The organism is Acidihalobacter yilgarnensis (assembly GCF_001753245.1).
Lineage (GTDB): Bacteria > Pseudomonadota > Gammaproteobacteria > DSM-5130 > Acidihalobacteraceae > Acidihalobacter > Acidihalobacter yilgarnensis.
Window position 1 is genome coordinate 3,293,523 of record NZ_CP017415.1, and the last position, 22,108, is coordinate 3,315,630.

The following is a 22,108-nucleotide window of genomic DNA, read 5'->3' on the forward strand; positions in this document are numbered from 1 at the left end:
TTGCCACGCGATTCTCTTTCGCGAATCATCTCCGTAGGCCCAGATGCCGCAGCAATCGCCATTGCGCGCACAGATTGGCTCGGGATGTTTTACTGCGAGATAACCGCCGTTGAACCCATGCGACCCTAAGTGGCCGGGGCGGGTTCAACGGCGCTGCAACGAGAGCCTAAAGTCGCTGTTCGGCCAGGAGCTGCTATTGTTCGCCTGACACTGGGCAGACTCGTTCATTGCGCCTCAGGCACCGATTCGAATTATTTTCACTGGCAACCTGACCAACGATGAGGGCTATTGAATGAACTACAAATTGATATCGTTGCTACTGCTAGCAGGCCTTGTCGTTCTTTTCATAATACAAAATGTCGCTGTCGTAGAGATCCAGTTCCTATTCTGGTCCATCAAGATGTCCCGGTCTCTGCTTATGTTTTTCTTGCTTACCATCGGCATCATCATCGGTTGGTTTTTACATGGCTTCCTCAAACATCAAAAGCGCAAATCGCTATAAACGATGCTGCTTTAGTCAGAACACGGGCTCGCACGAAGGCGATGAACTGACCTGCGCAAGCTGGGTCTAGTCTCGATCAGAGGCATTCCTCAGCAAGCCGGCGGCTATCCAGCTTTGTTTGCCGCAACAGACCTATCGCACCTTCATCGCACCCATGCCATCAACTTTTACACATAAACATCCACAAACCAGACGCAACGAAAAACTGCGCCGCGACATGCAATTCGTTGGCAGAATATCCAGCAGGCCTATCAGTCAGGTAACCATCGGGAAAGGCTTTTAGCTGGGGTGTTAGATCAACAAGCCTATGTCTGGCGGGGTCGCAAACGACGTTTTTAACTGCGCGCCGGCCGTTACGCTAGCGGACCTTGCTGCCCTAAACCATTCCACGAAACGGCAGGCTCGCCGGGCGATGCGGGCCAGAATTACGCATCAATGCGCTCGGGGTGGATAATGTCGAGCCTTAACATCAACCCAAGCACTTGACCCGGCCCTGATGAAGCCTCGACAAAGCACACATCGTCTCCGTACCGCCCTGCGCGGACTATCCGCGTGAAGGGATCCCTGCTGAACGATGCGTTGATCCTCGAATCCTGGCGCGAAAATGCTGCGCCGTGGATCGATATCGTGCGCGCGGGCGGGATTGCGAGCCGGCAACAGGTGACCGATGACGCCATCGTCGAGGCGGTGTGCGGCCTGTCGCCACGCGACGTGCTCGACATCGGCTGCGGCGAGGGCTGGCTTGCGCGGGCGCTGGATGCGCGAGGCATACGCGTCGTCGGCGTGGATGCCGTGCCTGAGCTGATCGAGGCCGCCCGCGGTGCCAGCGCCGGGGATTTCCGCACGCTCGCCTACGAGGAGATCACGGCCGAATCGTTTGGTCTTGCGTTCGACGCGGCCGTCTGCAATTTCTCGCTACTCGGTGGCAGCGTCGTCGACGACCTATTGCGTGCCGTGCCGTCGCTGCTCAATGAGGGCGGCGCCCTGGTTGTACAGACGCTTCATCCGGTCACGGCCTGCGGCGAGCGCCCTTACCGCGACGGCTGGCGCGCGGGTTCGTGGAGGGGCTTCGGCCCGCAATTTTCAAACCCGCCACCCTGGTATTTCCGCACGCTTGCGCGCTGGCTTCAGCTGCTGCGCGACTGTGGATTCGGGCATGTGACGCTGCGCGAACCGCTGGACCCCATTAGCAATTTACCGATTTCGGCCATCTTCATCGCGCGACGGTCACCCCTGGATTAATGCCTTGCGCGGGGGCGGGCATTGACATCATGTCCGCGGGTGTTAAGTTTCGCTGATTCCACAGGAGGGATAGACAATGTTTATACATACATCAATAAAGAAAACCATCCTGACCGCTGCCTGCGCATTGGGCCTTGCCGCTGGCACCGCCGCTGCGGCCGAGGCGCCCCACGAGATCAAGATCGGCACGCTTTACGCTGGCTCCGGGCCGTTTGCCAGCTCCTCGCAGCCGCAATACGCCGGGCTTGAATACTGGGTGAAGGAAATGAACGCCCAAGGCGGTGTGTACGTGAAGGCTTTTCACAAGCGCATCCCGGTCAAGCTGATCGCCTACGACGACCAGAGTCAGACGGGATTGGCCGGCACGCTCTACAACCAGCTGCTCACCCGCGACCATGTCAACCTGTTGGTCGCCGACTTCGGCTCGGTGCTGACCTCGGTGGCGGTGCCGCTGGCGCGCGTCCACCGCACGCTGCTGTTCGATGTCACCGGCACCTCAGCCAAGTTCTTCACGCCCGGAAATCCGTACATCGTGCTCACCAGCCTGCCGACCTCCGGCGTGTGGCCGACAACGCTGGCCGAGGATCTGATCCACAATCATCCGGGCCGCGTAGCCGTGCTCTACTCGACCAACGACTTCGACCAGTCGCAGGCCGAAACGCTCAAGCAAAAACTCGACGCGGCCGGCCAGAAGCCCGTGTTCTTCCGCGGCGTGCCGAGCAACACGAGTAGCTACGGTGCCCTGCTGCACTCGATCGCGGCCACCAAGCCCGACACGGTGGTGGAGTTCGGCTACCCGAACAACGACATCGCCTTCCTGCAGGACATCAAGGCAGGCGGCATGCACTTCAATCGCGTGTTTACCGTATTCCCCGGTCAGTTGCTGTCGCTGATGGAGAAAAACGTCGGCGTCGACGGGCTGGCCTGGACCTACACCTACCCCACGCCGCCACTGCTGCGCTACAACCAAGTCAACTACGGCCCCGGCATCGACGCCTTCTCCAAGGCCTACGGCAAGGCGACCGGGCATGAGGTCAACTTCCTGACCGTAGCCGGCTACAACGCGGGCCTGGTGATCCAGAAGACCCTCGATGAGGCCCAGAGCCTCAAGCAGGCCGATCTGCGCAAGGCGGTTACGGGCTTCTCCGGCAAGCTCGACACTCTGGACGGGCACTTCAAGATCAATGACATGGGCGCGCAAATCGGCGAGACGCTGCCGGTTGGCCAGCTGCAGCCACACGGCGGCAAGATCGAAATGAAGGTGGTGTACCCGCATGCGATGGCAACCGGCAAGGCGGTCTATCCCGCGCCACACGGCTGATCCGTACGCATACGCAACCCGATCCCGGAGAATTCAGATGAAGCGACTCCTGCAACCCGCCGCGCTCGCCGCGGCCCTGGCCCTCGGTGCCGCCGGCACCGCACAAGCCACACCGTCCGTCCTCAAGGTGGGCACGCTCTACGCGAGCAGCGGCAACTTCGCCAGCTCCTCGCTGCCCGAATACAAAGGTCTGGCCTTCTGGGCCGATCAGGTCAACGCCCACGGTGGCATCTACGTGAAGGCCTACGGCAAGCGCGTACCCGTCAAGCTGGTGGCCTACGACGACCAGAGCAGCACCGGCACCGCCGGCGCACTCTACAACCAGCTGCTCACCCGTGACGGGGTGCCGGTGTTGGTGTCCGACTTCGGCTCGGTGCTGACCTCGGTGGCCGCGCCGCTGGCCCAGGAGCACCACGTGCTGCTGCTCGACCCGACCGGCACCTCGGCGAAGTTTTTCACCGGCGGCTATCCCAACCTGGTGCTCACCGGCCTGCCCGGTTCTGCGATCTGGCCCGAGGTGCTCGGGCATTTCCTGATCGAAAAAGGCGTCAAGCGCGTGGCGGTGGTCTACGGCGCCAACGACTTCACCGGCTCGCAGCGCGAAACGCTGGTGCGCGTGCTCAAGGCCGGTGGCGTGAAGCTGGTCTACGACCGCGCAGTGCCGACCAACACCAGCAGCTACGCGATGATCCTGCACCAGGCCAAGGCACAGGGCGCGCAGGCCATGGTCGAGCTGGGTTACGACAACAACGACGTCGCCTTCCTACAGGATCTCGCCTCCAGCGGACTGCACTTCAAGCTGGCTTTTGCGATCAATCCCGGCCTGCGCGTGGGGCTGTTCCGCAAGACCGTCGGTGATCCGGCGCTGGATTACACCTACAGCTACGTGACCCCGCCGGCACTGGCGTACAACAAGGTCAACTACGGGCTTAACCTGACCGACTTCAGCAAGCAGTTCGGTGCCTGGAACCACCAACACGGCAACGTGCCGCTAGGGCTGTCGGTCGTGGCCGGCTACAACACCGGGCTGGTGATCGAAAAAGCGGTGGCAGCGTCGCCAAGCCTCAAAGCCACTGCGTTGCGCAAAACCATCCAGGACTTCTCCGGCAAGCTGTTCACGGTCGACGGCCTGTTCAAGATCAACGCCCACGGCGAACAGATCGGCGAGTCGATTCCACTCGGGCAATTTATCCCGAAGGCAGGCAAGGCGGAGCTGAAGATCGTGTATCCGCAGAAACTCGCGCAGATCGCGGCACGCTACCCGGCCCCGGCCGCGCCCTGAGGTCCGCGGGCGCTTGGCAGGCGCCCGTATTTTGCTAACATCCGCCAACCGGCCCGCTCATCGCGGGCCGGCGTGATCTTCCCGGCCGCAACCCGCAGCGGCCACACCGGTCATCCCGAGGAGAACAACACGTGGGTCTGCTTGAATACGCGCTCCTGGCAGGGCTGCTCTATGGCCTGTACTTCGCCCTGGTGGCCGCCGGACTGAACCTGATTTTCGGCGTCATGCGCATCATCAATCTCGCGCACGGCGACTTCCTGATGCTCGGCGCCTATGGTGCCTTCTACCTGTATCACCTGATGGGCTGGAGCCCGCTGTGGGCGATTCCGCTCGAATTCGTCGTATTCCTCGCGCTCGGCCTGCCGCTGTACTACCTGCTGGTGCCCCGGCTGCAGCGCTCGGGCGACCCGGAAATGCGCTCCTTTATCCTGTTTTTCGGCCTGTCGCAGATCATCGAGGCACTCGCCGTATTCGCCTTTGGCAACGATCAACGCTCGATCCCGTCGAACGTCTTCGGTGGCCATCCGGTAGACCTGCTCGGGCAGACCTTCCCGCTCGCCTGGGTGCTCAGCGCCGTGTTCGGCCTGCTCGGCATTGCGGCGCTCTATGTCTACCTCTACGGCTCCTCGCTGGGACGCGCCACCCGCGCGATCATGGCCAACCCGGACGAGGCCGCGATCACCGGCATCTCCGTACAGCGCATCTCGGCCCTGACCTTCGGCATCGGCATCGCACTAGCCGCCTTGGCCGGTATCTTCAGCCCCTTCATGGTCGGTGCGATCCAGCCGGATCTCGGCGTGGGCATTACGCTGATCTCCTTCGCCATCGTCGTCATCGGCTCGCTCGGGCATCCGCTCGGCACGTTGGTCGGCGGCATCGTCTATGGAGTTTCGCTCATGCTGATGCAGACCTATCTGCCCTCGTGGTCGCAGATGCTGCCCTTCGTGCTGCTGATCGCGATCCTGCTGGTCCGCCCCGGCGGGTTGCTCGGCAAGGGGGTGCGACGTGCTTAAACGCTGGCTGCCCTCGCTTGCGATCCTCGCCGTCACCGGCATCGGCTTCGCACTGGTGCCGCTGGCCTACAGCAACCAGTTTCTGCTGTTCAACATGATGATGTACATGGCGCTCGCCCAAGGCCTCAACATCATCTACGGCTACACCGGCTACCTGCCCTTCGGCTATGTCGGCTTCTTCGGCGCCGGTGCCTACGGCGCGGCCATGGCGATCAGCTTCTGGCACTGGCCGGTGCTGCTGGCGGTGCTCGGCGGCGGGCTGGTGGCGGTGCTCTTCGGGCTGCTGCTGACGCCGCTGTTCCGGCTCTCGGGCGCGTATTTCTCGATCGCCAACCTGGCTGCCGCCGAGGCGCTGTTCTATCTGGTCGCCAACCCGCACATGACCGCGCTGACCCAGGGCCCCTACGGCATCAACCTGCCGCAGGTCTACGATCCCAACTTCGCCTACGGCACCATGCTCGCGATTCTGCTGTTCGCCGTGGCCGCGTCGGCCTATCTGCGTCGCTCGCGCTTCGGTCTCGCGCTCGCCGCCATCCGCGAAGACACCGTCAGCGCCAGCATGGCCGGCATCGACGTGGTCCGCGCGCGCGCCGTCGCCTGGCTGCTTTCGGCGTTTATCGCCGGACTGGCCGGCGCCACCTACGGCTGGTACATCTCCGTGTTCTATCCCGAAACCGTGTTCGCGCTGTCGATCACCGTGTTCACCATCGTCTTCGTACTGTTCGGCGGCCAGGGCACCGTGCTCGGCCCGCTGATCGGCACGCTGCTGCTCTACGGCGCCTACAACGTGATCGGCATCTCCAACCCGCAGTATTTCCAGCTCGCCTACGGCATCCTGATCGTCGTGCTGGTACTGTTCCTGCCTGCGGGACTCGCCTCACTGCTGCGCCGCAGGAGGGCTACCGATGAGCGCTGAACCGCTGATTGAGGTCGCCGGCGTGCACAAGGCCTTCGGCGGCCTCAAGGCCCTCAACGGCATCTCCTTCACGCTCGCGCCCGGCGAGGTGCTAGGTCTTGCCGGCCCCAACGGCTCCGGCAAGACCACCACCATCAACGCCATTTCCGGAATGTTCCACCTCGACGGCGGCGAGATTCGGCTGGCAGGACGTCCCCTCGGCCGTCTACCGCCCCACCGACGCGCGCGCATGGGCATCAACCGCACCTTCCAGGTACCCAAGCCTTTTTCCGGGCTCACCACCCGCCAAAACGTGGAAGTCGCCGCGCACTTCGGGGGTGGCGGCAACGCCGACATCGACGGTTTGCTCGCGCGCCTCAATCTAGCCGATGCCGCCGAGCGCCCCGCCGGCACCCTCAACAGCGGCCAGCAGAAGCGATTGGACCTGGCCCGCGCACTGGCCACCGGCCCGCGCGTACTACTGGTCGACGAGATCGGTGCCGGGCTCAATCCGGAGGAATTGCACGCCATGGCCAGCCTGCTGCGCGAGCTGGCAGCCGAAGGCCTGGGGCTGGTCGTGGTCGAACACCTGATGGACTTCCTCGGCCAAGTCACCGACCGTGTGGTGGTGATGAACGCCGGGCTCGAAATCTTCGGCGGCACCCTGCGCGAAGCCGCCGAGGATCCGCAGGTAATCGAGGTCTTTCTGGGGAAAAGCGCATGAGCGCATTGCTTGAAATGCAGGGCATCGACACCGGGCACGACCGCCTGCAAGTACTCTGGAAGACCGATCTTCGCGTCGACGAAGGCGAAGCGGTGGTGCTGCTGGGTGCCAATGGCGCGGGCAAAACCACACTGCTGCGCACCCTGGTCGGCCTCCACCCCCTGTGGGGCGGCTCGATCCACTTCGCCGGCGAAGACATCGCCCGCCTGCCCAGCGCGCGACGCATCCGCGCCGGCATCGCCTATATGTCCGAACTCGGCGTGTTCCCGGACTTGAGCATCGCCGACAACCTGGCGCTGGGCGGCTACTTCCTGTCCGCCGCCGAACGCCGCACGCAGCGCCGCCAGATGTTCGAGCGCTTCCCCGACCTCGCCCGCCGACCGCGCGCCGCGGCCCGCTCGCTCAGCGGTGGCCAGCGCAAGATGCTCGGCGTCGCCAAAGCGCTGATGGGACGCCCCAGGCTGCTGGTGATGGACGAGCCCTCGGCGGGACTCTCGCCCAAATTCGTCAACGAAGTCATCGACATCCTGCGTCACGCAGGCGGCGACGGGCTGGCCATGCTCATCGCCGAACAGAACGTGCGCTTCCTCGACCTCGCCGACCGCGGCGTGGTGCTCGACGGCGGTCGCGTGGCGGCCGAAGGACCGGTCGCAGCGCTCAAACAAGACGACGCGGTACGCCGCGCCTATTTCGGCATGCTCGCCGCCGAAGGCTGAGCACCAATATCCCGAGGAAACCGATATGATCGAAATCATCGAGGCCGACTTCGCCTCACCCGCACACGCCGAAGCCCTGATGGCGCTGCTAGCGCGCTACGCCGAAGATCCCATGGGCGGCGGCCAACCGTTACCGCAGCCCACGCGAGAAGGTTTGATCCCCGCCCTACGCACACGGCCCAACGCACACGCCTTGCTCGCCTATGTGGACAATATCCCTGCCGGCCTGCTGATCGCCTTCGAGGGCTTTTCCACCTTCCAGTGCCGACCGCTACTCAATATTCACGACGTGGCGGTGGACGCGCCCTTTCGTGGCCGTGGCCTGTCTACGCGGCTGCTCGCAGAAGCCGAAGCGCTCGCCCGTCGCCTGGGCTGCTGCAAACTCACTCTTGAAGTACTGGAAGGCAACGCACCGGCCAAGGCCAGCTACCGCAAATCCGGTTTCGACGGCTACCAGCTCGACCCCGCCATGGGCCGCGCGCAATTTTGGGAGAAAAAACTCTAAGCAGCCAGATTTGCTCGATTTTTAACCAGACACTATTGGCATCACGTTGACCGAAGGCAACGTGATAGCGGCGGCAAAGCACGCCAAACGCAAGCGGACTGAGTCCTATAAGCTGTTGAATAGACAATATATTGATTCTGCGCTTTCAACGCGCATGAGACTGTCGCCAGCAGGCGACAAGTAAATGTCTTTTTTTTCAATGCGTTAACTCAATCGTCATGTCTGGCGTCGCTCCAGCCAGACAAGTTGCGCGCGCATGATCTCGACCTCTTTTCATAACCAATTGAAATTAAGAAATAAAATAAATTTGGCACGATTGTTGTTGGGGAACGTCGATGTGTGATCTGCCAGGCGCGCAACATCCGTGAGGAAGGGTTTTTCTTTTGCCGTTTTAAACGTGCTGATGACTGACCCGGTGTTCACAATGCGGGGATCACTGGCGCCCCATGCGCGACACCTTCAAGAGATTGCTCGCCCAGCTAAAACAAGTCCGCTGGGGCGATAGTGGGCTCATCCAATTTGCGTGTTGCCGATGATTTATTGTCACCGGAGCCATTACAAAATATTCAAAGAGGGACCGTAATGCACAAGCATCACCTGAATGTAGCCGCGATTGTCGTCGTACTCGGTGTTGCCCTATTAGCGGGTTGCGGGAAGAAGGAATCGAGCGCGCCAGCTGACTCGGATTCAACCGAGTCGACACCCACCACCACGATGCCCCCTGCCGCGACGTCGGCACCGGCGCCACCGGCAGCATCGATGCCTGAATCAGGCACCCACTCGCCCGCCGCGCTCAGCGCCCCAGCTTCCTGATCAGTGGCTATTTGCCAAATCATCGCCTGCCGTATCCCTTGCAGCGGGCAACGTTGTCGCTCCTTCCGGCGGTACGTCACAACACATTCTCCCTCGGATGGTTGTGACGGCATCGCCGGCTATTTAATCCTAGCCGTTTCTGCTTTTGGGTTCAGGGCTCAACTGGCGCTTTCGGATGAAGTTGTGCCACTGCCGTAACGTCGGCAAGGAGGGCGGAGTGTCCGTCTCAGATATGTTTGATTATTTTGCCCTGAGTGTTGCGACAAGCCTGGAGGAGGTGGACGCCCTACAGCACTTGCGTTGGTCTGTGTACTGCGATGAGTTGGGCTATGAGCATCCCAAGAACTGCCCTGGACAGCGGGAAGGTGACGAGTACGACGAAATGTCGGTTCACTTGTATATCACGCATCGGGAAAGCGGGGCTATCGCGGGATGCGTCCGCGTCATCGCCGCCGAAAGCTTACCGGAGGGCATCGCGTTACCACTTGAGGTTGCTTATCAATTATCACTAGAACAGCCTGACCTCGCGGGTATTCCAAGGCAGAATCTGTTTGAGATTTCGCGTCTGGCTATTGCGACGACATTTCGTCGCCGCCGCTCAGATGACGCGTTATCGCAAGAATACGGGTTGTTAAGTGATGTAGCACAGGCCAGGACAAACTTTTCTTATTTGGCGGTGCTGTTGTACTCGGCGGTTATTGCCCTGGGAGAGTCCTATGGATTTGCCCACGCCTGCGCGATGATGCAGCCGCGGCTCGTGCGATTGCTGTCAAGGTCCGGGCTTTTGTTTCGACAGCTAGCTCCGCTGATCGAGCATCACGGACAACGGGCGGCCTACTTCAGCAGCCTTTCAGACGCTACTACCGGAATGAATGGCGACATGCGGCAATTGGTGGGTCGAATTACGCGACAGCTGGGGTCGCAACAGATGCGGTCTGGTCTCGTATTGTAGCATCCATCATCATTCGCTATGACGCCCGCTACGCCGCGTATCTCACGCATTAAATTTTCACGAATGCAACATAGAGAGGCCTGACCCTGATTTTACTGATCCGGTGCTACAAAACAGGACCTGACCCCGTTTTGTTCCTGATCCGATGCTACAAAACGGGACCTGACCCCGTTTTCTTCCGTTTTCATTTTTGAGGTCGGGCGGCAGGACGCCGCCCGAGCAGGCTTCGCCCGGATGGCGAATGCCTGCGTGCCCCTCGGCGGCGTGTACGGGCGAGGCCTGCCCGCAGGGACAAGACGTTTCGGGCGCATTTCTTTCCCCGATTTCTTTGGGCGAGCAAAAAAAATCGTCAGGAACGACAATCGCGTTAGCCCCGCAGGGTTGAGACGCAGGGATGCGTCGAACAAATCGGGTCGGGCGCGTCGCCATGCGAGATCAATCGCGGCGAATTAGATTCACGTCCGAAACCGTGTGCTGCCGTTTAAGGATCATGGTTGAGATGATGTCTTATGTCGATGAGAAGCAGATGTTGGATTGCGAGGCCTTAGCCTGCGCCCCGCGCTGATTCGATGCTACAAAACTGGACCTGACCCCGTTTTCTTCGCATGACCCCGTTTTCTTCGCATTCTCCCGTTCATCAACTAGCTGTAGCTTTGAAGGGAAAGAGCCTGGAAACCCTACCTGAGTAGTAACGCGCTCTTTGCGCGCCTTGGCGACGAGCTTCTCTTCACCCTCAACGTCGCACCACGATTCATGAGGTTTGGATGGAAGCTCTTTGAAATGAGGACGTACTTTGTGATGAGCCTCAAAGGAAACTGGGTTAACCATAACTCCACATCCTCGGCAGATGTAACCCTCCTTATCAACCGGGTCGATATACCAAAGTTGCTCACCATCAACGATTTGTCCTGTATAGCGGTCTACAGCTGAATCCATAGGGGAGCCCTTAGAAATGGCTAACGTTTGAGTTCACCCGAGAGGAGTCGCGTAGCTGTGACGAATCGGGTGGAACGATTTGTTAAGCACTGATCACTCGTTTAATTGCATTTGCGACTTCAGGTAACCCTGCACCATTTTTCCACGATATATATTTATATGCTTTCATCATTGAGTGCATATTTTCTGGCGAAACTCCTGCGTTAAGCATAAGGACCTTTTTATTATTTTTCATTAATTCCATAAAAAATGTGGAAAATTCTGTCATAGGCCAACCGCTTGCACTGTCAAAAAAGTGGTCTGTAAGAATAAAAAGACCAACATCAGAATTTTCAATTCCTTCATTTACTTTTAAGTAGATATTGTCGCCATAGTCAATTTCATAACTATCCAGCCAAGTAGCTATGTCATTAGCCTGAAGGTATGCATTTAACGGATTTACGATCAATTCTTTATCTTTCGAAGAATGACTTATAAATACTTTAGATTCATTTCTTTTCATACACTCATACTGTGGATTTGCTTTTTCAAATGCATTTTTTTCTGGGAAAATGAAAAGACGATTCCCACCTTCCTCTGTCAAAACTAGATCAACCATGAAATCATCAATGAACGTCTGAACATTGTAATTAAAAGTGTCTTTTAGAAAGATGTTATGGCGTTTGACCTTATCTGGATATTTTTCCCTCAGCCAAGACTCGAATTTTACGGGGTCACCCTGCAAATTTACCGCGATACTAAATGATAAGCAGTAGGGATTATTATTTACTACTGCACCAATCATTGTTGCATAGTCCTTATCAAATTCTTTCAACAAGTCTTTGATAAAAGAGCGTTCTTTTACACGAGAGCCATAATCACATTCAAAAACATACATATAATCGTGAGTCACATCTATTCCTTGTGCTTAACGTTTGAATTCACCGGCCTTGCGCGGCTTTATGCGCAAGGCCGGTGGAATGATGGGTTAGCTATTGGTGTCATGGCGATGGAAGTCGGTAACTCGTTCGACGCCTGTCAACGAGCAGACTTCGGCAATACAGTTGTCTAGGTTGTGGTAGATCTCAGTTCCAGTAAAACGCAGTACATGCCAGCCTTGGCCAAAAAGCCAACGGTCTCGCTGAGCGTCATGGGTTCGCTGATATTTCGTCTTGTGATATTCGTGTCCATCGAGTTCGATAGCAATCTTCTTATCGGGAATGGCGAAGTCAAGCCGATATTTCCCGACCTTGTGCTGCGGGTAAATATGAAGATCAAAAAACGCCAATTCGTAAAATATCTGCTCCAGCGGTGAGTCAAATATGTTTGGAGTGAACTCATGACGAATTGCAGGGTCTCGATTGAGGAGTTTGGATATGATTTCTTCATCTTCAAATATCGGTAGAACTAGCTCCCCGTCTTTGGTCGCTCTTGCCTTGGTTCGATCTATCGCTGGCACGACTTTGTCCGGAGACGCCGCGTAGTACATATCAACGATGCGGCAACCAACGCAGGGGCAGTTACCAGACTTGCAACCTTTCGCTATCACACGTTGCTCGACTGTTGGCGAAATGTATGAGTGAGTGAACGTCCCATCCGGCTCAGTTCTAACAATTAGCAGAGCGTCGGGGGTTCGAAATATTTCATCAAGCTTCGGCTTTGTGACTGTTCCGTTATAGCGCTTGTATTTCTCGTGCTTCAGGCCAAGCAAGAAGATTCCGCCTTCTTCGGTAAACGGGTAAGCCATCAGGGTCGCATCAAGCTCTTCTCCCCGTTCGATATCAAGTATCGGGTACTGTTCTTCGTTGTTCCCCACGGTTGCCTGAAGCAACACGCAGCCGATGCAGCCACAGCCGTCGCCCTTGCACTCCTTGGTAAGCACGAAGTTGCCAAAAGCCTCGGAGATGACTACGAAAATCCTCCTTATATGGTCGGTATAGACGACGGTGTAATGGTCAGGCGTCACGTCGCAATCTCAAAATGGCTAACGCCACACATCACCGGCGGCAAAAAGCAGCGCTTTTGGGTCTCAACAGATGGGGTCTGGTCTCGTATTGTAGCATCCATCATTATTCGCTATGACGCCCGCTACGCCGCGTATCCCACGCATTAAATTTCCACGAATGCAACATAGAGAGGCCTGACCCTGATTTTACTGATCCGATGCTACAAAACGGGACCTCGTATCTTGAATGTGCCGCTGTAAATCGAGAAGCTGTAGAGGATGAAGCGGCCGGGCCGGCAGAGGCTGGAGAGACATTAGGCGATAGAGCCTGTGGGTCAGATAAGTCCGCCGGCCCGTTGACTCGTTCATCGATTCCGAAGGGTAACTTAGGCCATGTTGTAGAGACAGAGCCTGGATACGAGGATGGATAAAATGAACGAGCATGCCGTCGGCATTGATGTTTCGAAAAAGAAACTCGACATCTGTGTGATCAGCAGCGAGAAGTACAAGACCAAGGTATTGAGCAACACGGCTGCCGGCCACGCCGAGCTGCTTCGGTGGCTGGCGGGTAGGCAGTTGCCGGTGGCTACGCCGATCGTACTGGAAGCCACCGGTCCCTATAGCGAAGCGGTGGCGATCGCCTTAGCCGATGCAGGCTGGGCGGTGAGCGTGGTCAATCCGGCGCGTGTCACGGGCTTTGCCCAAAGCGAATTGAGCCGCAACAAGACCGATCAAGCCGATGCCAAGCTACTGGCCAAGTTTGCGCAGCGGGCAGCGCTCGCCATCTGGAAGCCACCGAGCCGCGAGGTGCGCGAGCTGCGGGCGTTAGTCGATCGGCTGCAGGCACTGATCGACATGCGCCAGCAAGAACTCAATCGGCTCGAAGCGTTGGCGCAGGGGCTGCCCTCGAACGTCACGGATATGGTCCATGAGCACGTAGCCTGGCTCGATGAACAGATCCGCAAGCTTCAGGACGCGATTGACGATCACATCGACGGCAACCCGGCGCTCAGGGAAGACGCCCAACTGATGCAGTCCATCCCCGGCATTGGGAAACGGAGTACAGCGCAATTTCTGGCCTACATCGGCGATACGCGCCGCTTCAAGAGCGCCAAGGCGTTGGCCGCCTTCATTGGCCTGAGCCCGAAACAGAAACAATCGGGTGCGTCGGTCAGGGGACGCACGACGATCTCAAGAGCCGGCCATGCGGCCGCCCGCCGGGCACTGTACATGCCCGGTTTGGTGGCCAAGCGGCATAACCCGGTCATCATCGCTTTAGCCAAACGCCTGGAAAGCAAAGGCTTGGCACCGAAGGCCATTATCGGCGCCAGCATGCGCAAGCTCGTGCATTTGATCTATGGCGTGATTAAATCGGGGCGACCGTTCCAGGCTGGAATCCCCTTGCGCGGACTTGAAATCCAAGAGGGTATCTGACCCCGTTTTCTTCTTTGCGCGCAACAGATGGGGTCTGGTCTCGTATTGTATGCGCTGATTCTATGCTACAAAACTGGACCTGACCCCGTTTTTCGTTTTCACGCTCTAAAAATTAGCAGGCTTAATTCACTGGTCAAGTTTATTCTGAAGTTTTTTCTTGGCTTGAGTTAAAAATCGAACAAAATCTTTTGCGTCTGAAAAATAATTCTTAAAAGCCATCCTTATTTCTTCACTTGTATCTGCCTTCACCAAAACAATATCAAGATCCGGATTTTCTTTCTCACGCCTAAATAGGTCGTCAAGTGCCTCAGTTGAATCCCTATAAGAGAAGACCTCCAGATCACCATTGGGCTTGAACACCAGAATAGTATTTCGATTTTGGGTAGCTTCAGCCTCCGCTGTATTAAGTCCCGTCAAAGTTCTAATGAGATTCAATTCATTATCCAAATAATCGAATTCATGCAGCAGATCACCATCAGACAAATCTGAACAAGCGCCCTTACTATTTTCGTAAACTCTCGCTAAAATCTCATTCGCAAGTGCCATGCAATCTATATAGCGGCGATCACCTTGTTGAAACTTTGGCTGATTTTCCGTAACAAACCCAATAACTTCAACTGCTGTTGCCCAAGCGTGCTGAACCAGTGTTCTGTATTGAATCTCAATAAGCAAACCTTTATATGTATCCCCGTGTTTAGATCTCACATCATAAGTATAAACATCATGAATTCCTCTATATCCAGTCTTTTTTGGATACTTACTCATAAGTCAGTAGATTAGGGAACAAATGGCGTCGACTTTGGTCATAATTGGGTATGAAGAACGATGGACGGACATTGACCCGCGAGACGCTGGAAGCGATGCGCTTCATGGCGCTGGAGCGGATGGTGGAAGGCGAATCGCCGGCAGCGGTCTCGGCGTCGTTCGGGATGCACCGGACTTGGGCGTACAAGGTACGGCTGAAGGCGCGCGGGCGCGGCCAAGGCAAGCGGGCCCTGCAGTTGCGGCGGGCCCCCGGGCGGCGCCGGAAGTTGACCGATGCCCAAGGACGGCAAGTGTTCCGGTGGGTCAACGGCAAGAACCCGCGGCAGTATGGCTTCGACTTCGGTTTATGGACACGCCAGATCGTGCGCGAACTGATCGCACAGCGATTGGGCGTTTCGCTGAGCTTGGCCTCAGTGGGCGCGTTGCTGGCGCGGGTCGGCTTGACTGCGCAAAAGCCACTCCAGCGTGCGTATCAGAGGGACCCTGACGCGATCGAGCGCTGGCAACGGGAAACCTATCCGGCGATTGCTCGCCAAGCCAAGCGGGACAAGGCCGATATCTATTTTTGGGACGAGTCAGGTTTTCGTGCCGACTCGGTGCACGGCAAGACCTGGGGCGCCAAAGGACACACGCCGGTCGTCTCGGTGCCCGGACAACGGCAAGGGATCAGTGCCGCCTCGGCGGTCAGTGCCAAGGGGGCGTTCTGGTTCGCGACTTACAAAGGCGGCTTGAACGGCGACCTGTTCGTGACCTTCCTGCAGCGCCTGATGCGCGGCCGACGCAAGCCGCTGCATCTGATCCTCGATAATCTGCCTGCGCACAAGACCCGCGCCGTCAAAACGTATGTCGCCAAGTCAAAGGGCAAGTTGACGTTGCACTTCCTGCCCGGCTATGCCCCCGAACTCAATCCCGACGAGCTGGTCTGGAGCCACGCCAAGCGCACGGGCAATGCCCGCCGGCCGTTGCGGGCCGGAGAACGTCTGGAAGATCGCATCCAGTTTCAACTCGCCAACATGGCCGCGCAGCCGAATCTGATCCGCTCGTTCTTCAGGCATCCAAGTGTTGCCTATATTACTGACTGCTGAGTAATATAGTCATACTTATCAATTTCATTCTTGCGCTTATGCTTAAATTTCGCCTTGTGAAATTGCTTTCGGAAACGATAAAGATCATCAAGCGACTCAAAAATAAGCCTGCATCCAGCAATATCGTCCATCCTCGATAATTCCATTTTTGGGAGGCGCCGGAGCTTGTTAAATATAGTATTTCTGCGCTTGTGCCTTTGTGCAACAACAATGGACTGATCCCGAGTCCTCGCTCGAAGACTTGCTTGGAACGTATTCAATACAGCGCGGTGAGCTGCCCGCCACTCCTCAATAGAGCGCAGATCATCTGGGGTTTCCACTCCCGCTCGAACGTTTGCCCCCGCTCTATTTACGCGGCTTTTAGAGCCTCCCGGAAACTCAGACATATTAATTTTTCCTATTTCAAGATTACTAAATCCAATTTTCGTTTAACGCAAAGCGGGCTGTTGCTGCGAGATTTTTACCGCGAAGAATACACACAGGGCAGGTCTCGTATTGTAACATCCATCATTATTCGCCATTTTACTCTCTGTGACGAACATCCTACAGCAGCGCGTATCTGGATCATGTCTCGCCTTGTTACATTTCGATCTCGGAAAAACCCAATACGAAAGACGTGCGCCATAGATGTTGAATTCAAAGGCTGGACGCTATTGGCCGCGCGAGCCTCTTCCACATCGAATAGTTGAACCGCCTTAACAAGCCGCGAGCCATCAACGGTTCGAACTTAAACTCGATCTCATGCACCGGCAAGTGCCCCACTGGATTCCGGACACAAAAAAACGCCGGACGGCGCTGGGCCATCCGGCGTTCGGTACTGCGGCCCAGATTAAAGCTTGTGCATCTTCACGATGCTGTCTACCTCGGAAACGCCCAGGGTCTTGTAGTAATTCAGCTTACCGCCCTTGATCCGGCCGATCACGACCGGGTTGCTCACGTCGCCGTATGCGTTGATGCTCAACGCACCCGTCACCCCCACATATTGGATTTTCTTGCCTGCGGCGATGGCCGCGAACGCCTGCTTGAAACCTGCGGGCGTCGGATGTACCACCATGCCGCCCGGTGCGGTGATTGCGCGTGCGGCGGCGAAAATCTTGTGCGCATCAGTCGAGTGCGCCTGATCCATCGCCAGCAAGGTGATCGCCATGGCGTCGTAGGCGTTGGTGTCGTAAGGAATGTGTGGCGTGCGCTTGTAAGCCGCCTCGAAGTTCTTGCGATACAGCGCGTACCACGGCGTTTTCACCGCCGCATCCTTGACCGTCCAACCGCCGTCTAGCAGCTTGCCACCGGATTTTTCGACGAAGTGCTCCGTGGCCACCGAGTCGGCCAGTAACACGTGCTGTGGGCCGCCCGACTGCAGCCAGTCGCGCAAAATGGCTTGGCCGCCCTTGGGGTGCGCGAGCAGAACCAGCGCCTCGGGTTTGTCGCTGAGCGCGTCGGTGACGATGGACTGATAGTCCGGCTGATCGCTGTTGTAGGGGATCAGGCGCGCCTTGCCGCCCATGGCCTCGAAGGCCTTGAGGGTCTCCTTGGCGTAGGTCACGCCGAAGGCGTTGTTCACGTAAACGATGGAGACGTGCTTCCAGCCGGCCATGTGACGCGCCACATAGGCGACCACCGGGCCTTCGCCACCGACCGACATGACGCCGCGGTAGAACATGCCCTGGGTCAGGCCCTTCTTGGCCAGCGCGGTGAACGAGGTCGAGGCGGCGCTGGGGGACACCAGCAGCACCTTGGAAGGGGCGGTGACGCTGCGCAACTCGGCGATGGTGGTGCCGCTCGAATTCGAGCCGAAGATGACATGCACACCGCGCAGGTCGATCAGCGACTTGGCCTGATTGACCGCCACGGAGGGCTCGGTTTCGGTGTCGGCGACGATGGGCTTGACGGTACAGCCGCCCACTCCGCCGGCTGCATTGATGTCCTTGACCGCGAGCTGCGCCGAACGCAAGTTATCCTGACCGATCTCGGCCATCGATCCGGTCAACGCCAGCAGTACGCCGATGTTCACGGTGCAAGCTGCCTGGCTCGCGCCAGCATTCAACAGCAGGGCAAGACCGCCGGCCAGGGCCACCCGCTTTGCCAGACGTCCTTGTGGGTACTTCTTCATGCTTTATTCCTCCTGAGTGAACCGGCGCCAAACCCTGCGCCGGCATTTCAGCGCATGGAAAAGCAAGGTATGGGCCAACATTGCCGCAGCGCCTTGTGGCGCGCGCGCGGGCCGCCCCACTCCCGACGCCGGGCCTCCCTGCCCCTATTCGGTGCATGCGCGCGCGCCTCGCCCAGGCAGGGCGCATGCAGACGGACAGGGCCACGCTCGGCCCACCGCGCGGCGCCTTCATAAGCCAGTCAAAATAAGTTTTTCTGGCGCGGCAATATGTCACTGTCGGCACCCTGCGATTTCTGCGAGTTTGATCCCCCCATTAACCAACCCCGGGATCACGTGCATCATGTCGAGTTCGATTTCACGCGCCAAAACGACCCCTCCGCGAGCCACCCGCGCCCCCGCCCTCCTACTCGCCCTCATGGGTCTCACACTGTCCGGCAGCGGGCTTGCCAGCCCCGTGCCTGGGCACGTGTCCTCCAGCTCGATCCTCGCCGGCACCTATCAACACGCCGCCGGCACGCGCGACTCGTACAACACTCAGCTCGACATCCTCGGCTACTTCAACGCCGGTCCCGGACAGCTTCAATACGAACTCAAGGCGGGCAGCACGCCGCTTTCGAACGGCGTCACCGCAAACTATCCCGAGGCCAACGCATTGGCCGGTGAAACCATGGGGCCGAACGGCCACGGGCGTCTCGCCATCACCCAGCTGTACTACGACATCGGCGTGGCGCATGGCGAACTGAACGCGGGCTTGATCTTCCCCGCCAGCTACATCGACACCAACCCGGTGGCGGACGACGAATACCATCAGTTCATGGGGCTGACCTTCATCAACGACCCCACCATCCAGATGCCGATCTACGTGCTCGGCGGCACCTACAGCCACCCGCTCAACGACACTTTCAGCGTGCTCGCGATGCTTGCCAGCACCCGAGATCTTTACGGCCACAACTATCCAAACCTGCTCGATTCAGGTGCGAGCGACCGGGGCACTTTCGGTGATCTGGAGCTGGACTGGCAGCAGGGCAACCTGCAAGGCAACCTAGGCGTCTGGGACAACACCGCGCATAACATCACCGCGCCGCCCGTCGCGGCCAGCGGTACGCCATTGCCCGGTCAGACCTTCACCCGGCATCACGCTTACGGCCTCTACGGCAACTTCGGCGGCAGCGTGCCCGGTACCGGCGTGCAATGGGACATCCGCGCCGGCTGGGCCAATCCGAAGGCTTCGCTGGCCAGTAACTTCGTCTCCGTGCAGGCCGACGACACCTTCCCGACCGCACTGCTGCCCGGTGGACGTAAGCTGACCGTGGCCGCCGGCATCTCGCGCACCGGCGCCTCGCCCGACGCCATCGGACCGACCGCGCCCCTGATCCAGGCCGAGGCCTACGTGCGTACGCGACTGGTGCAGTCGCTGTACATCAGCCCGGACGTGCAGTGGATACGCCATACCCAGTTCCTACCCAACCAACGCGGCGAATGGGTCGAAGGCGTGCGCCTGGGTCTGGAATTCTGATCGGGGCCGCGACGATCGCCCCGGCGATCCCGCCCGAATGCCCGCGTGCGGACAGCGCATCGCGGTTACACCTCACTTCAAGGAAACGGCAATGAGCGACACTCTGAAATCCAGTCACTCGAAACAAGGCAACGGCCCCTGGCCGCTGATTACCCTGATCGTGCTCGTCCTCGCCGGCATCGCCGTCGCCTGGACCTACTTCTCGCTCGCCGGTCGTCAACCGCCACTGCCGGGACAATCCTTCTGGACCGGGCGTAAGGGCCCCGAATGGAGCGGTGCCATCCGCTTCGAGAAGACCGGCTTCAGCGAGATGAACGTGCAACTGGTGCTGGGCAGTACCCTGCACTTTTCCAACCCGACGAGCCAGCCGCTGGATCTGGACATCGTCAGCTGGCAGGGCCAGCCGGCGGCAACCCTGAAGATTCCGGCCGGCACCACGGCCGACTGGAAGCCGACCACCGACGGTATCTACGAATATTACGATGCCAAGACCACGCAATTCGGCACCGCCCATGTGCCCGGTTCGGGCAACGCCAAGGTTCAGCAGGTGGTGGCCGCCAAGGGCTCGCCGCACTTCCCGGCACCGGCCTATGGCGTGGTGGCGGTCACCGACGCGGCCGGTGGCGGCGTGATGCCAAGCAGCAACCCCGAAATGACCGTGCCCGGCGGCACCATGACCTATGTACCCTTCGTGCTGGTGGTCAAGGCAGGGCAGGTCATCCATCTGACCGACAACGACGGCATGGATCACTCCTTCTACCCCGGCAACTACCCGGTGATGTTCGACGACCGAGGACAGGTCCGCTTCTATCACGACAGCTTCCGTGGTTTCACCATGCACAAGAACGGCGGCAAGGCGCAGATGGTGTTCTACCGTCCCGGCCTGCACCACATCCTGTGCACGATCCACTCCTACCCCTGGCACCACACCTATCGTTCGCATCATTTCTATGGTGGCTTTCCCTACGTGATGGATGCCGTGGTGCTGGTCGAGCCTGCGTCATGAACACGCCGCGCCCAAGGTCCGTGGCCTACCGCGGGCTGCATTGGGCGTTGGCTGCGCTGGTCGTCGCCCAGTGGGGTGACGGCTGGCTGTTCGTGCACGACGAGGACGTACTCGGCCCCAAACCCATAGCCATCGCCATACACGCCAGCCTGGGTGCCCTCACTCTGGCCTGCGCGCTCATGCTGGGGGTCTGGTGGGTGGCAAGGCGCGGCTGGCGCACGACGCTGGCGCGCGACATGGAGCCCGACACGGGGCGCTGGCGTGGGCCGGCGGCGGTCGCCGTGCATGCGACGATGCTGGGTTTGATCGTGGCCGAGGCAGCGTTGGGGCTGTTTGGGCTGGAACTGGTCGGCACGCCGGTACGGTTATTCGGTGCCGTGGTGCCGTCACTCGCCGGCACGCACATCGACCTCGGACTGGCACTGCTCGCCTGGGAACGGCATCTTGGCGTGCTGCTCGCCCTGCTGGTGCTGCTACACGTGGCCGCGGCGCTCGACCACCACCTGCGGCTGCGCGACGACGTGCTGCGACGGATGAGCCTGTTGCGCGGAGGCTAACCCCCGCGTACCGGCACTTGGCGGCTGCGATCCAGATAGTCGTGAAAGTGTACGGTGACCTGTTCTTCGTCCAGCAGGATCACCGCGTAGGCCGGCGGCTCGTGACTGAAGAACACCTCTTCCTCGGTCTCGAAGTCGAGCAGCGTCTGGTGCACGGTCGCGCGCAGCGTGGTGAACGAGACGCCGCGCCAGCCGCCGGAGATCGGGCGGTGTACATGACCGAAGAAGATGTGTCGCAGATCACCGGCCGCGCGCAGTGCCGCGCGCGCCTCGGCGGCGTTGTCGATGCCAAGCACGTCGCACGAGGGCAGGCCGACATCAAACGGCGGGTGATGCATGAAGGCAAAGGCCGGGCGGTCGCCTGCGCCGGCCAACACCTCGCGCAGCCAGTCCTGACGTGCTTCGCAGTAATGGCCGACATGGCGGCCGTCGGCCACCGTGTCGAGGAACAGCAAACGGCCGACCTCGGTGTCGCGGTACGACTGCACGAAGCCGGCGCCGTCCACCGGCGTCTCCGGAAATGCCTCTCGAAAGCGCGCACGATGATCGTGATTGCCGATCACCAGCTGCAAGGGGATGTCGAGCGCCGCGAGCGACTCGCGCAGGGCGTGGTAAGCCTCGGTCTCGCCGCGATGCACGAGATCGCCGGTGATCACACACAACGCGGCATCGCGATGATGTGCGTTGATGTCGGCAATACACGCATCGAGGCGCGCACGCGGGTCGAGTTCGTAGAGACTTTGCCCGGCGGGGACAAAGTGGGTATCGGTAATCTGGATCAGCTTCATGATGGGAGTGCGGTCGCGGGGT

The 22,108-nt window shown here is 59.0% G+C and carries 23 protein-coding genes; 15 read left to right on the forward strand and 8 right to left on the reverse strand.

What is annotated here, in order from left to right; genetic code table 11:
- Positions 1 to 292 precede the first annotated feature (292 nt).
- From BI364_RS19275 to BI364_RS15890, 9 genes are all read left to right on the forward strand, one after another.
- Positions 293 to 502 (forward strand): LapA family protein, encoded by a 210-nt coding sequence (locus BI364_RS19275; protein WP_070079562.1) that lies wholly within the window; start codon positions 293 to 295, stop codon positions 500 to 502.
- 552 nt (positions 503 to 1,054) lie between these two features.
- A complete protein-coding gene (locus tag BI364_RS15855) occupies positions 1,055 to 1,744 on the forward strand; it encodes a class I SAM-dependent methyltransferase (protein ID WP_197495752.1) in 690 nt (229 codons plus the stop codon).
- A 76-nt stretch (positions 1,745 to 1,820) separates the two neighbouring features.
- Positions 1,821 to 3,065 (forward strand): ABC transporter substrate-binding protein, encoded by a 1,245-nt coding sequence (locus BI364_RS15860; protein WP_070079563.1) that lies wholly within the window; start codon positions 1,821 to 1,823, stop codon positions 3,063 to 3,065.
- 37 nt (positions 3,066 to 3,102) lie between these two features.
- On the forward strand, positions 3,103 to 4,347 hold the full coding sequence (locus BI364_RS15865) for an ABC transporter substrate-binding protein (protein WP_070079564.1): 1,245 nt from the start codon (positions 3,103 to 3,105) through the stop codon (positions 4,345 to 4,347).
- A 131-nt stretch (positions 4,348 to 4,478) separates the two neighbouring features.
- A complete protein-coding gene (locus BI364_RS15870) occupies positions 4,479 to 5,360 on the forward strand; it encodes a branched-chain amino acid ABC transporter permease (protein ID WP_070079565.1) in 882 nt (293 codons plus the stop codon).
- Positions 5,353 to 6,276: a branched-chain amino acid ABC transporter permease gene (locus BI364_RS15875; protein ID WP_070079566.1), complete on the forward strand. Its 924-nt coding sequence runs from the start codon at positions 5,353 to 5,355 to the stop codon at positions 6,274 to 6,276. The genes BI364_RS15870 and BI364_RS15875 overlap by 8 nt, the downstream gene beginning before the upstream one ends.
- Entirely contained in the window at positions 6,266 to 6,979 is a 714-nt protein-coding gene (locus BI364_RS15880; protein WP_070079567.1) for an ABC transporter ATP-binding protein, read from the forward strand. The genes BI364_RS15875 and BI364_RS15880 overlap by 11 nt, the downstream gene beginning before the upstream one ends.
- Positions 6,976 to 7,695 carry an ABC transporter ATP-binding protein gene (locus tag BI364_RS15885; protein WP_070079568.1) on the forward strand — a complete coding sequence of 240 codons (720 nt, stop codon included), beginning with the start codon at positions 6,976 to 6,978 and terminating at the stop codon, positions 7,693 to 7,695. The genes BI364_RS15880 and BI364_RS15885 overlap by 4 nt, the downstream gene beginning before the upstream one ends.
- 25 nt (positions 7,696 to 7,720) lie before the next feature.
- Complete coding sequence (locus BI364_RS15890; RefSeq protein WP_070079569.1) at positions 7,721 to 8,200, forward strand: GNAT family N-acetyltransferase; 480 nt, start codon at positions 7,721 to 7,723, stop codon at positions 8,198 to 8,200.
- Between the two features lie 593 nt (positions 8,201 to 8,793).
- Here the strand turns inward: BI364_RS15890 and BI364_RS15895 are convergent.
- Positions 8,794 to 9,036, reverse strand: coding sequence for a hypothetical protein (locus BI364_RS15895; RefSeq protein ID WP_156782807.1), 243 nt, complete (start codon positions 9,034 to 9,036; stop codon positions 8,794 to 8,796).
- Positions 9,037 to 9,230: 194 nt separating this feature from the next.
- Here BI364_RS15895 and BI364_RS15900 point away from each other — a divergent pair, with 194 nt between their 5' ends.
- On the forward strand, positions 9,231 to 9,965 hold the full coding sequence (locus BI364_RS15900; protein WP_197495753.1) for a PEP-CTERM/exosortase system-associated acyltransferase: 735 nt from the start codon (positions 9,231 to 9,233) through the stop codon (positions 9,963 to 9,965).
- Between the two features lie 507 nt (positions 9,966 to 10,472).
- Here BI364_RS15900 and BI364_RS18110 read toward each other — a convergent pair.
- The 3 genes from BI364_RS18110 to BI364_RS15910 form a co-directional block, all read right to left on the reverse strand.
- Positions 10,473 to 10,901: a hypothetical protein gene (locus BI364_RS18110; protein ID WP_156782808.1), complete on the reverse strand. Its 429-nt coding sequence runs from the start codon at positions 10,899 to 10,901 to the stop codon at positions 10,473 to 10,475.
- A gap of 82 nt (positions 10,902 to 10,983) precedes the next feature.
- Positions 10,984 to 11,793 carry a toll/interleukin-1 receptor domain-containing protein gene (locus BI364_RS15905; protein WP_070079572.1) on the reverse strand — a complete coding sequence of 270 codons (810 nt, stop codon included), beginning with the start codon at positions 11,791 to 11,793 and terminating at the stop codon, positions 10,984 to 10,986.
- 75 nt (positions 11,794 to 11,868) lie between these two features.
- Positions 11,869 to 12,846 (reverse strand): endonuclease domain-containing protein, encoded by a 978-nt coding sequence (locus BI364_RS15910; protein WP_070079573.1) that lies wholly within the window; start codon positions 12,844 to 12,846, stop codon positions 11,869 to 11,871.
- 411 nt (positions 12,847 to 13,257) lie between these two features.
- Here BI364_RS15910 and BI364_RS15915 point away from each other — a divergent pair, with 411 nt between their 5' ends.
- Complete coding sequence (locus BI364_RS15915; RefSeq protein ID WP_083251570.1) at positions 13,258 to 14,259, forward strand: IS110 family RNA-guided transposase; 1,002 nt, start codon at positions 13,258 to 13,260, stop codon at positions 14,257 to 14,259.
- A gap of 126 nt (positions 14,260 to 14,385) precedes the next feature.
- On the opposite strand, the gene BI364_RS15920 is transcribed toward BI364_RS15915, so the two are convergent.
- A complete protein-coding gene (locus BI364_RS15920) occupies positions 14,386 to 15,024 on the reverse strand; it encodes a nucleotidyltransferase family protein (protein WP_156782809.1) in 639 nt (212 codons plus the stop codon).
- A 50-nt stretch (positions 15,025 to 15,074) separates the two neighbouring features.
- Here BI364_RS15920 and BI364_RS15925 point away from each other — a divergent pair, with 50 nt between their 5' ends.
- Positions 15,075 to 16,109: an IS630 family transposase gene (locus tag BI364_RS15925; RefSeq protein ID WP_070078097.1), complete on the forward strand. Its 1,035-nt coding sequence runs from the start codon at positions 15,075 to 15,077 to the stop codon at positions 16,107 to 16,109.
- On the opposite strand, the gene BI364_RS18825 is transcribed toward BI364_RS15925, so the two are convergent.
- Both BI364_RS18825 and BI364_RS15930 read right to left on the reverse strand, forming a co-directional pair.
- Positions 16,091 to 16,495 carry a nucleotidyltransferase family protein gene (locus BI364_RS18825; protein WP_233279541.1) on the reverse strand — a complete coding sequence of 135 codons (405 nt, stop codon included), beginning with the start codon at positions 16,493 to 16,495 and terminating at the stop codon, positions 16,091 to 16,093. The genes BI364_RS15925 and BI364_RS18825 overlap by 19 nt on opposite strands.
- Positions 16,496 to 16,938: 443 nt before the next feature.
- On the reverse strand, positions 16,939 to 18,219 hold the full coding sequence (locus BI364_RS15930) for an ABC transporter substrate-binding protein (protein ID WP_070079575.1): 1,281 nt from the start codon (positions 18,217 to 18,219) through the stop codon (positions 16,939 to 16,941).
- 340 nt (positions 18,220 to 18,559) lie between these two features.
- Between BI364_RS15930 and BI364_RS15935 the strand changes: the two genes are divergently transcribed.
- From BI364_RS15935 to BI364_RS18480, 3 genes are all read left to right on the forward strand, one after another.
- Complete coding sequence (locus BI364_RS15935) at positions 18,560 to 19,735, forward strand: hypothetical protein (RefSeq protein WP_070079576.1); 1,176 nt, start codon at positions 18,560 to 18,562, stop codon at positions 19,733 to 19,735.
- A 91-nt stretch (positions 19,736 to 19,826) separates the two neighbouring features.
- Positions 19,827 to 20,741, forward strand: coding sequence for a cupredoxin domain-containing protein (locus tag BI364_RS18475; RefSeq protein ID WP_197495754.1), 915 nt, complete (start codon positions 19,827 to 19,829; stop codon positions 20,739 to 20,741).
- On the forward strand, positions 20,738 to 21,298 hold the full coding sequence (locus BI364_RS18480) for a cytochrome b (protein WP_070079578.1): 561 nt from the start codon (positions 20,738 to 20,740) through the stop codon (positions 21,296 to 21,298). Before BI364_RS18475 ends, BI364_RS18480 begins: the two co-directional genes overlap by 4 nt.
- Here the strand turns inward: BI364_RS18480 and BI364_RS15950 are convergent.
- Positions 21,295 to 22,086: a phosphodiesterase gene (locus BI364_RS15950; RefSeq protein ID WP_070079579.1), complete on the reverse strand. Its 792-nt coding sequence runs from the start codon at positions 22,084 to 22,086 to the stop codon at positions 21,295 to 21,297. The two genes, BI364_RS18480 and BI364_RS15950, sit on opposite strands and share 4 nt — an antisense overlap.
- Between the last annotated feature and the right edge of the window lie 22 nt (positions 22,087 to 22,108).

Bases quoted from the DNA above. Each gene is read 5' to 3' on its own strand.
- BI364_RS19275 (WP_070079562.1), top strand. From the start codon at position 293: ATGAACTACAAATTGATATCGTTGCTACTGCTAGCAGGCCTTGTCGTT.
- BI364_RS15860 (WP_070079563.1), top strand. From the start codon at position 1,821: ATGTTTATACATACATCAATAAAGAAAACCATCCTGACCGCTGCCTGC.
- BI364_RS15865 (WP_070079564.1), top strand. From the start codon at position 3,103: ATGAAGCGACTCCTGCAACCCGCCGCGCTCGCCGCGGCCCTGGCCCTC.
- BI364_RS15880 (WP_070079567.1), top strand. From the start codon at position 6,266: ATGAGCGCTGAACCGCTGATTGAGGTCGCCGGCGTGCACAAGGCCTTC.
- BI364_RS15885 (WP_070079568.1), top strand. From the start codon at position 6,976: ATGAGCGCATTGCTTGAAATGCAGGGCATCGACACCGGGCACGACCGC.
- BI364_RS15890 (WP_070079569.1), top strand. From the start codon at position 7,721: ATGATCGAAATCATCGAGGCCGACTTCGCCTCACCCGCACACGCCGAA.
- BI364_RS15895 (WP_156782807.1), bottom strand. From the start codon at position 9,036: ATGATTTGGCAAATAGCCACTGATCAGGAAGCTGGGGCGCTGAGCGCG.
- BI364_RS18110 (WP_156782808.1), bottom strand. From the start codon at position 10,901: ATGGATTCAGCTGTAGACCGCTATACAGGACAAATCGTTGATGGTGAG.
- BI364_RS15915 (WP_083251570.1), top strand. From the start codon at position 13,258: ATGAACGAGCATGCCGTCGGCATTGATGTTTCGAAAAAGAAACTCGAC.
- BI364_RS15920 (WP_156782809.1), bottom strand. From the start codon at position 15,024: ATGAGTAAGTATCCAAAAAAGACTGGATATAGAGGAATTCATGATGTT.
- BI364_RS15925 (WP_070078097.1), top strand. From the start codon at position 15,075: ATGAAGAACGATGGACGGACATTGACCCGCGAGACGCTGGAAGCGATG.
- BI364_RS18825 (WP_233279541.1), bottom strand. From the start codon at position 16,495: ATGTCTGAGTTTCCGGGAGGCTCTAAAAGCCGCGTAAATAGAGCGGGG.
- BI364_RS15930 (WP_070079575.1), bottom strand. From the start codon at position 18,219: ATGAAGAAGTACCCACAAGGACGTCTGGCAAAGCGGGTGGCCCTGGCC.
- BI364_RS15935 (WP_070079576.1), top strand. From the start codon at position 18,560: ATGTCGAGTTCGATTTCACGCGCCAAAACGACCCCTCCGCGAGCCACC.
- BI364_RS18475 (WP_197495754.1), top strand. From the start codon at position 19,827: ATGAGCGACACTCTGAAATCCAGTCACTCGAAACAAGGCAACGGCCCC.
- BI364_RS18480 (WP_070079578.1), top strand. From the start codon at position 20,738: ATGAACACGCCGCGCCCAAGGTCCGTGGCCTACCGCGGGCTGCATTGG.
- BI364_RS15950 (WP_070079579.1), bottom strand. From the start codon at position 22,086: ATGAAGCTGATCCAGATTACCGATACCCACTTTGTCCCCGCCGGGCAA.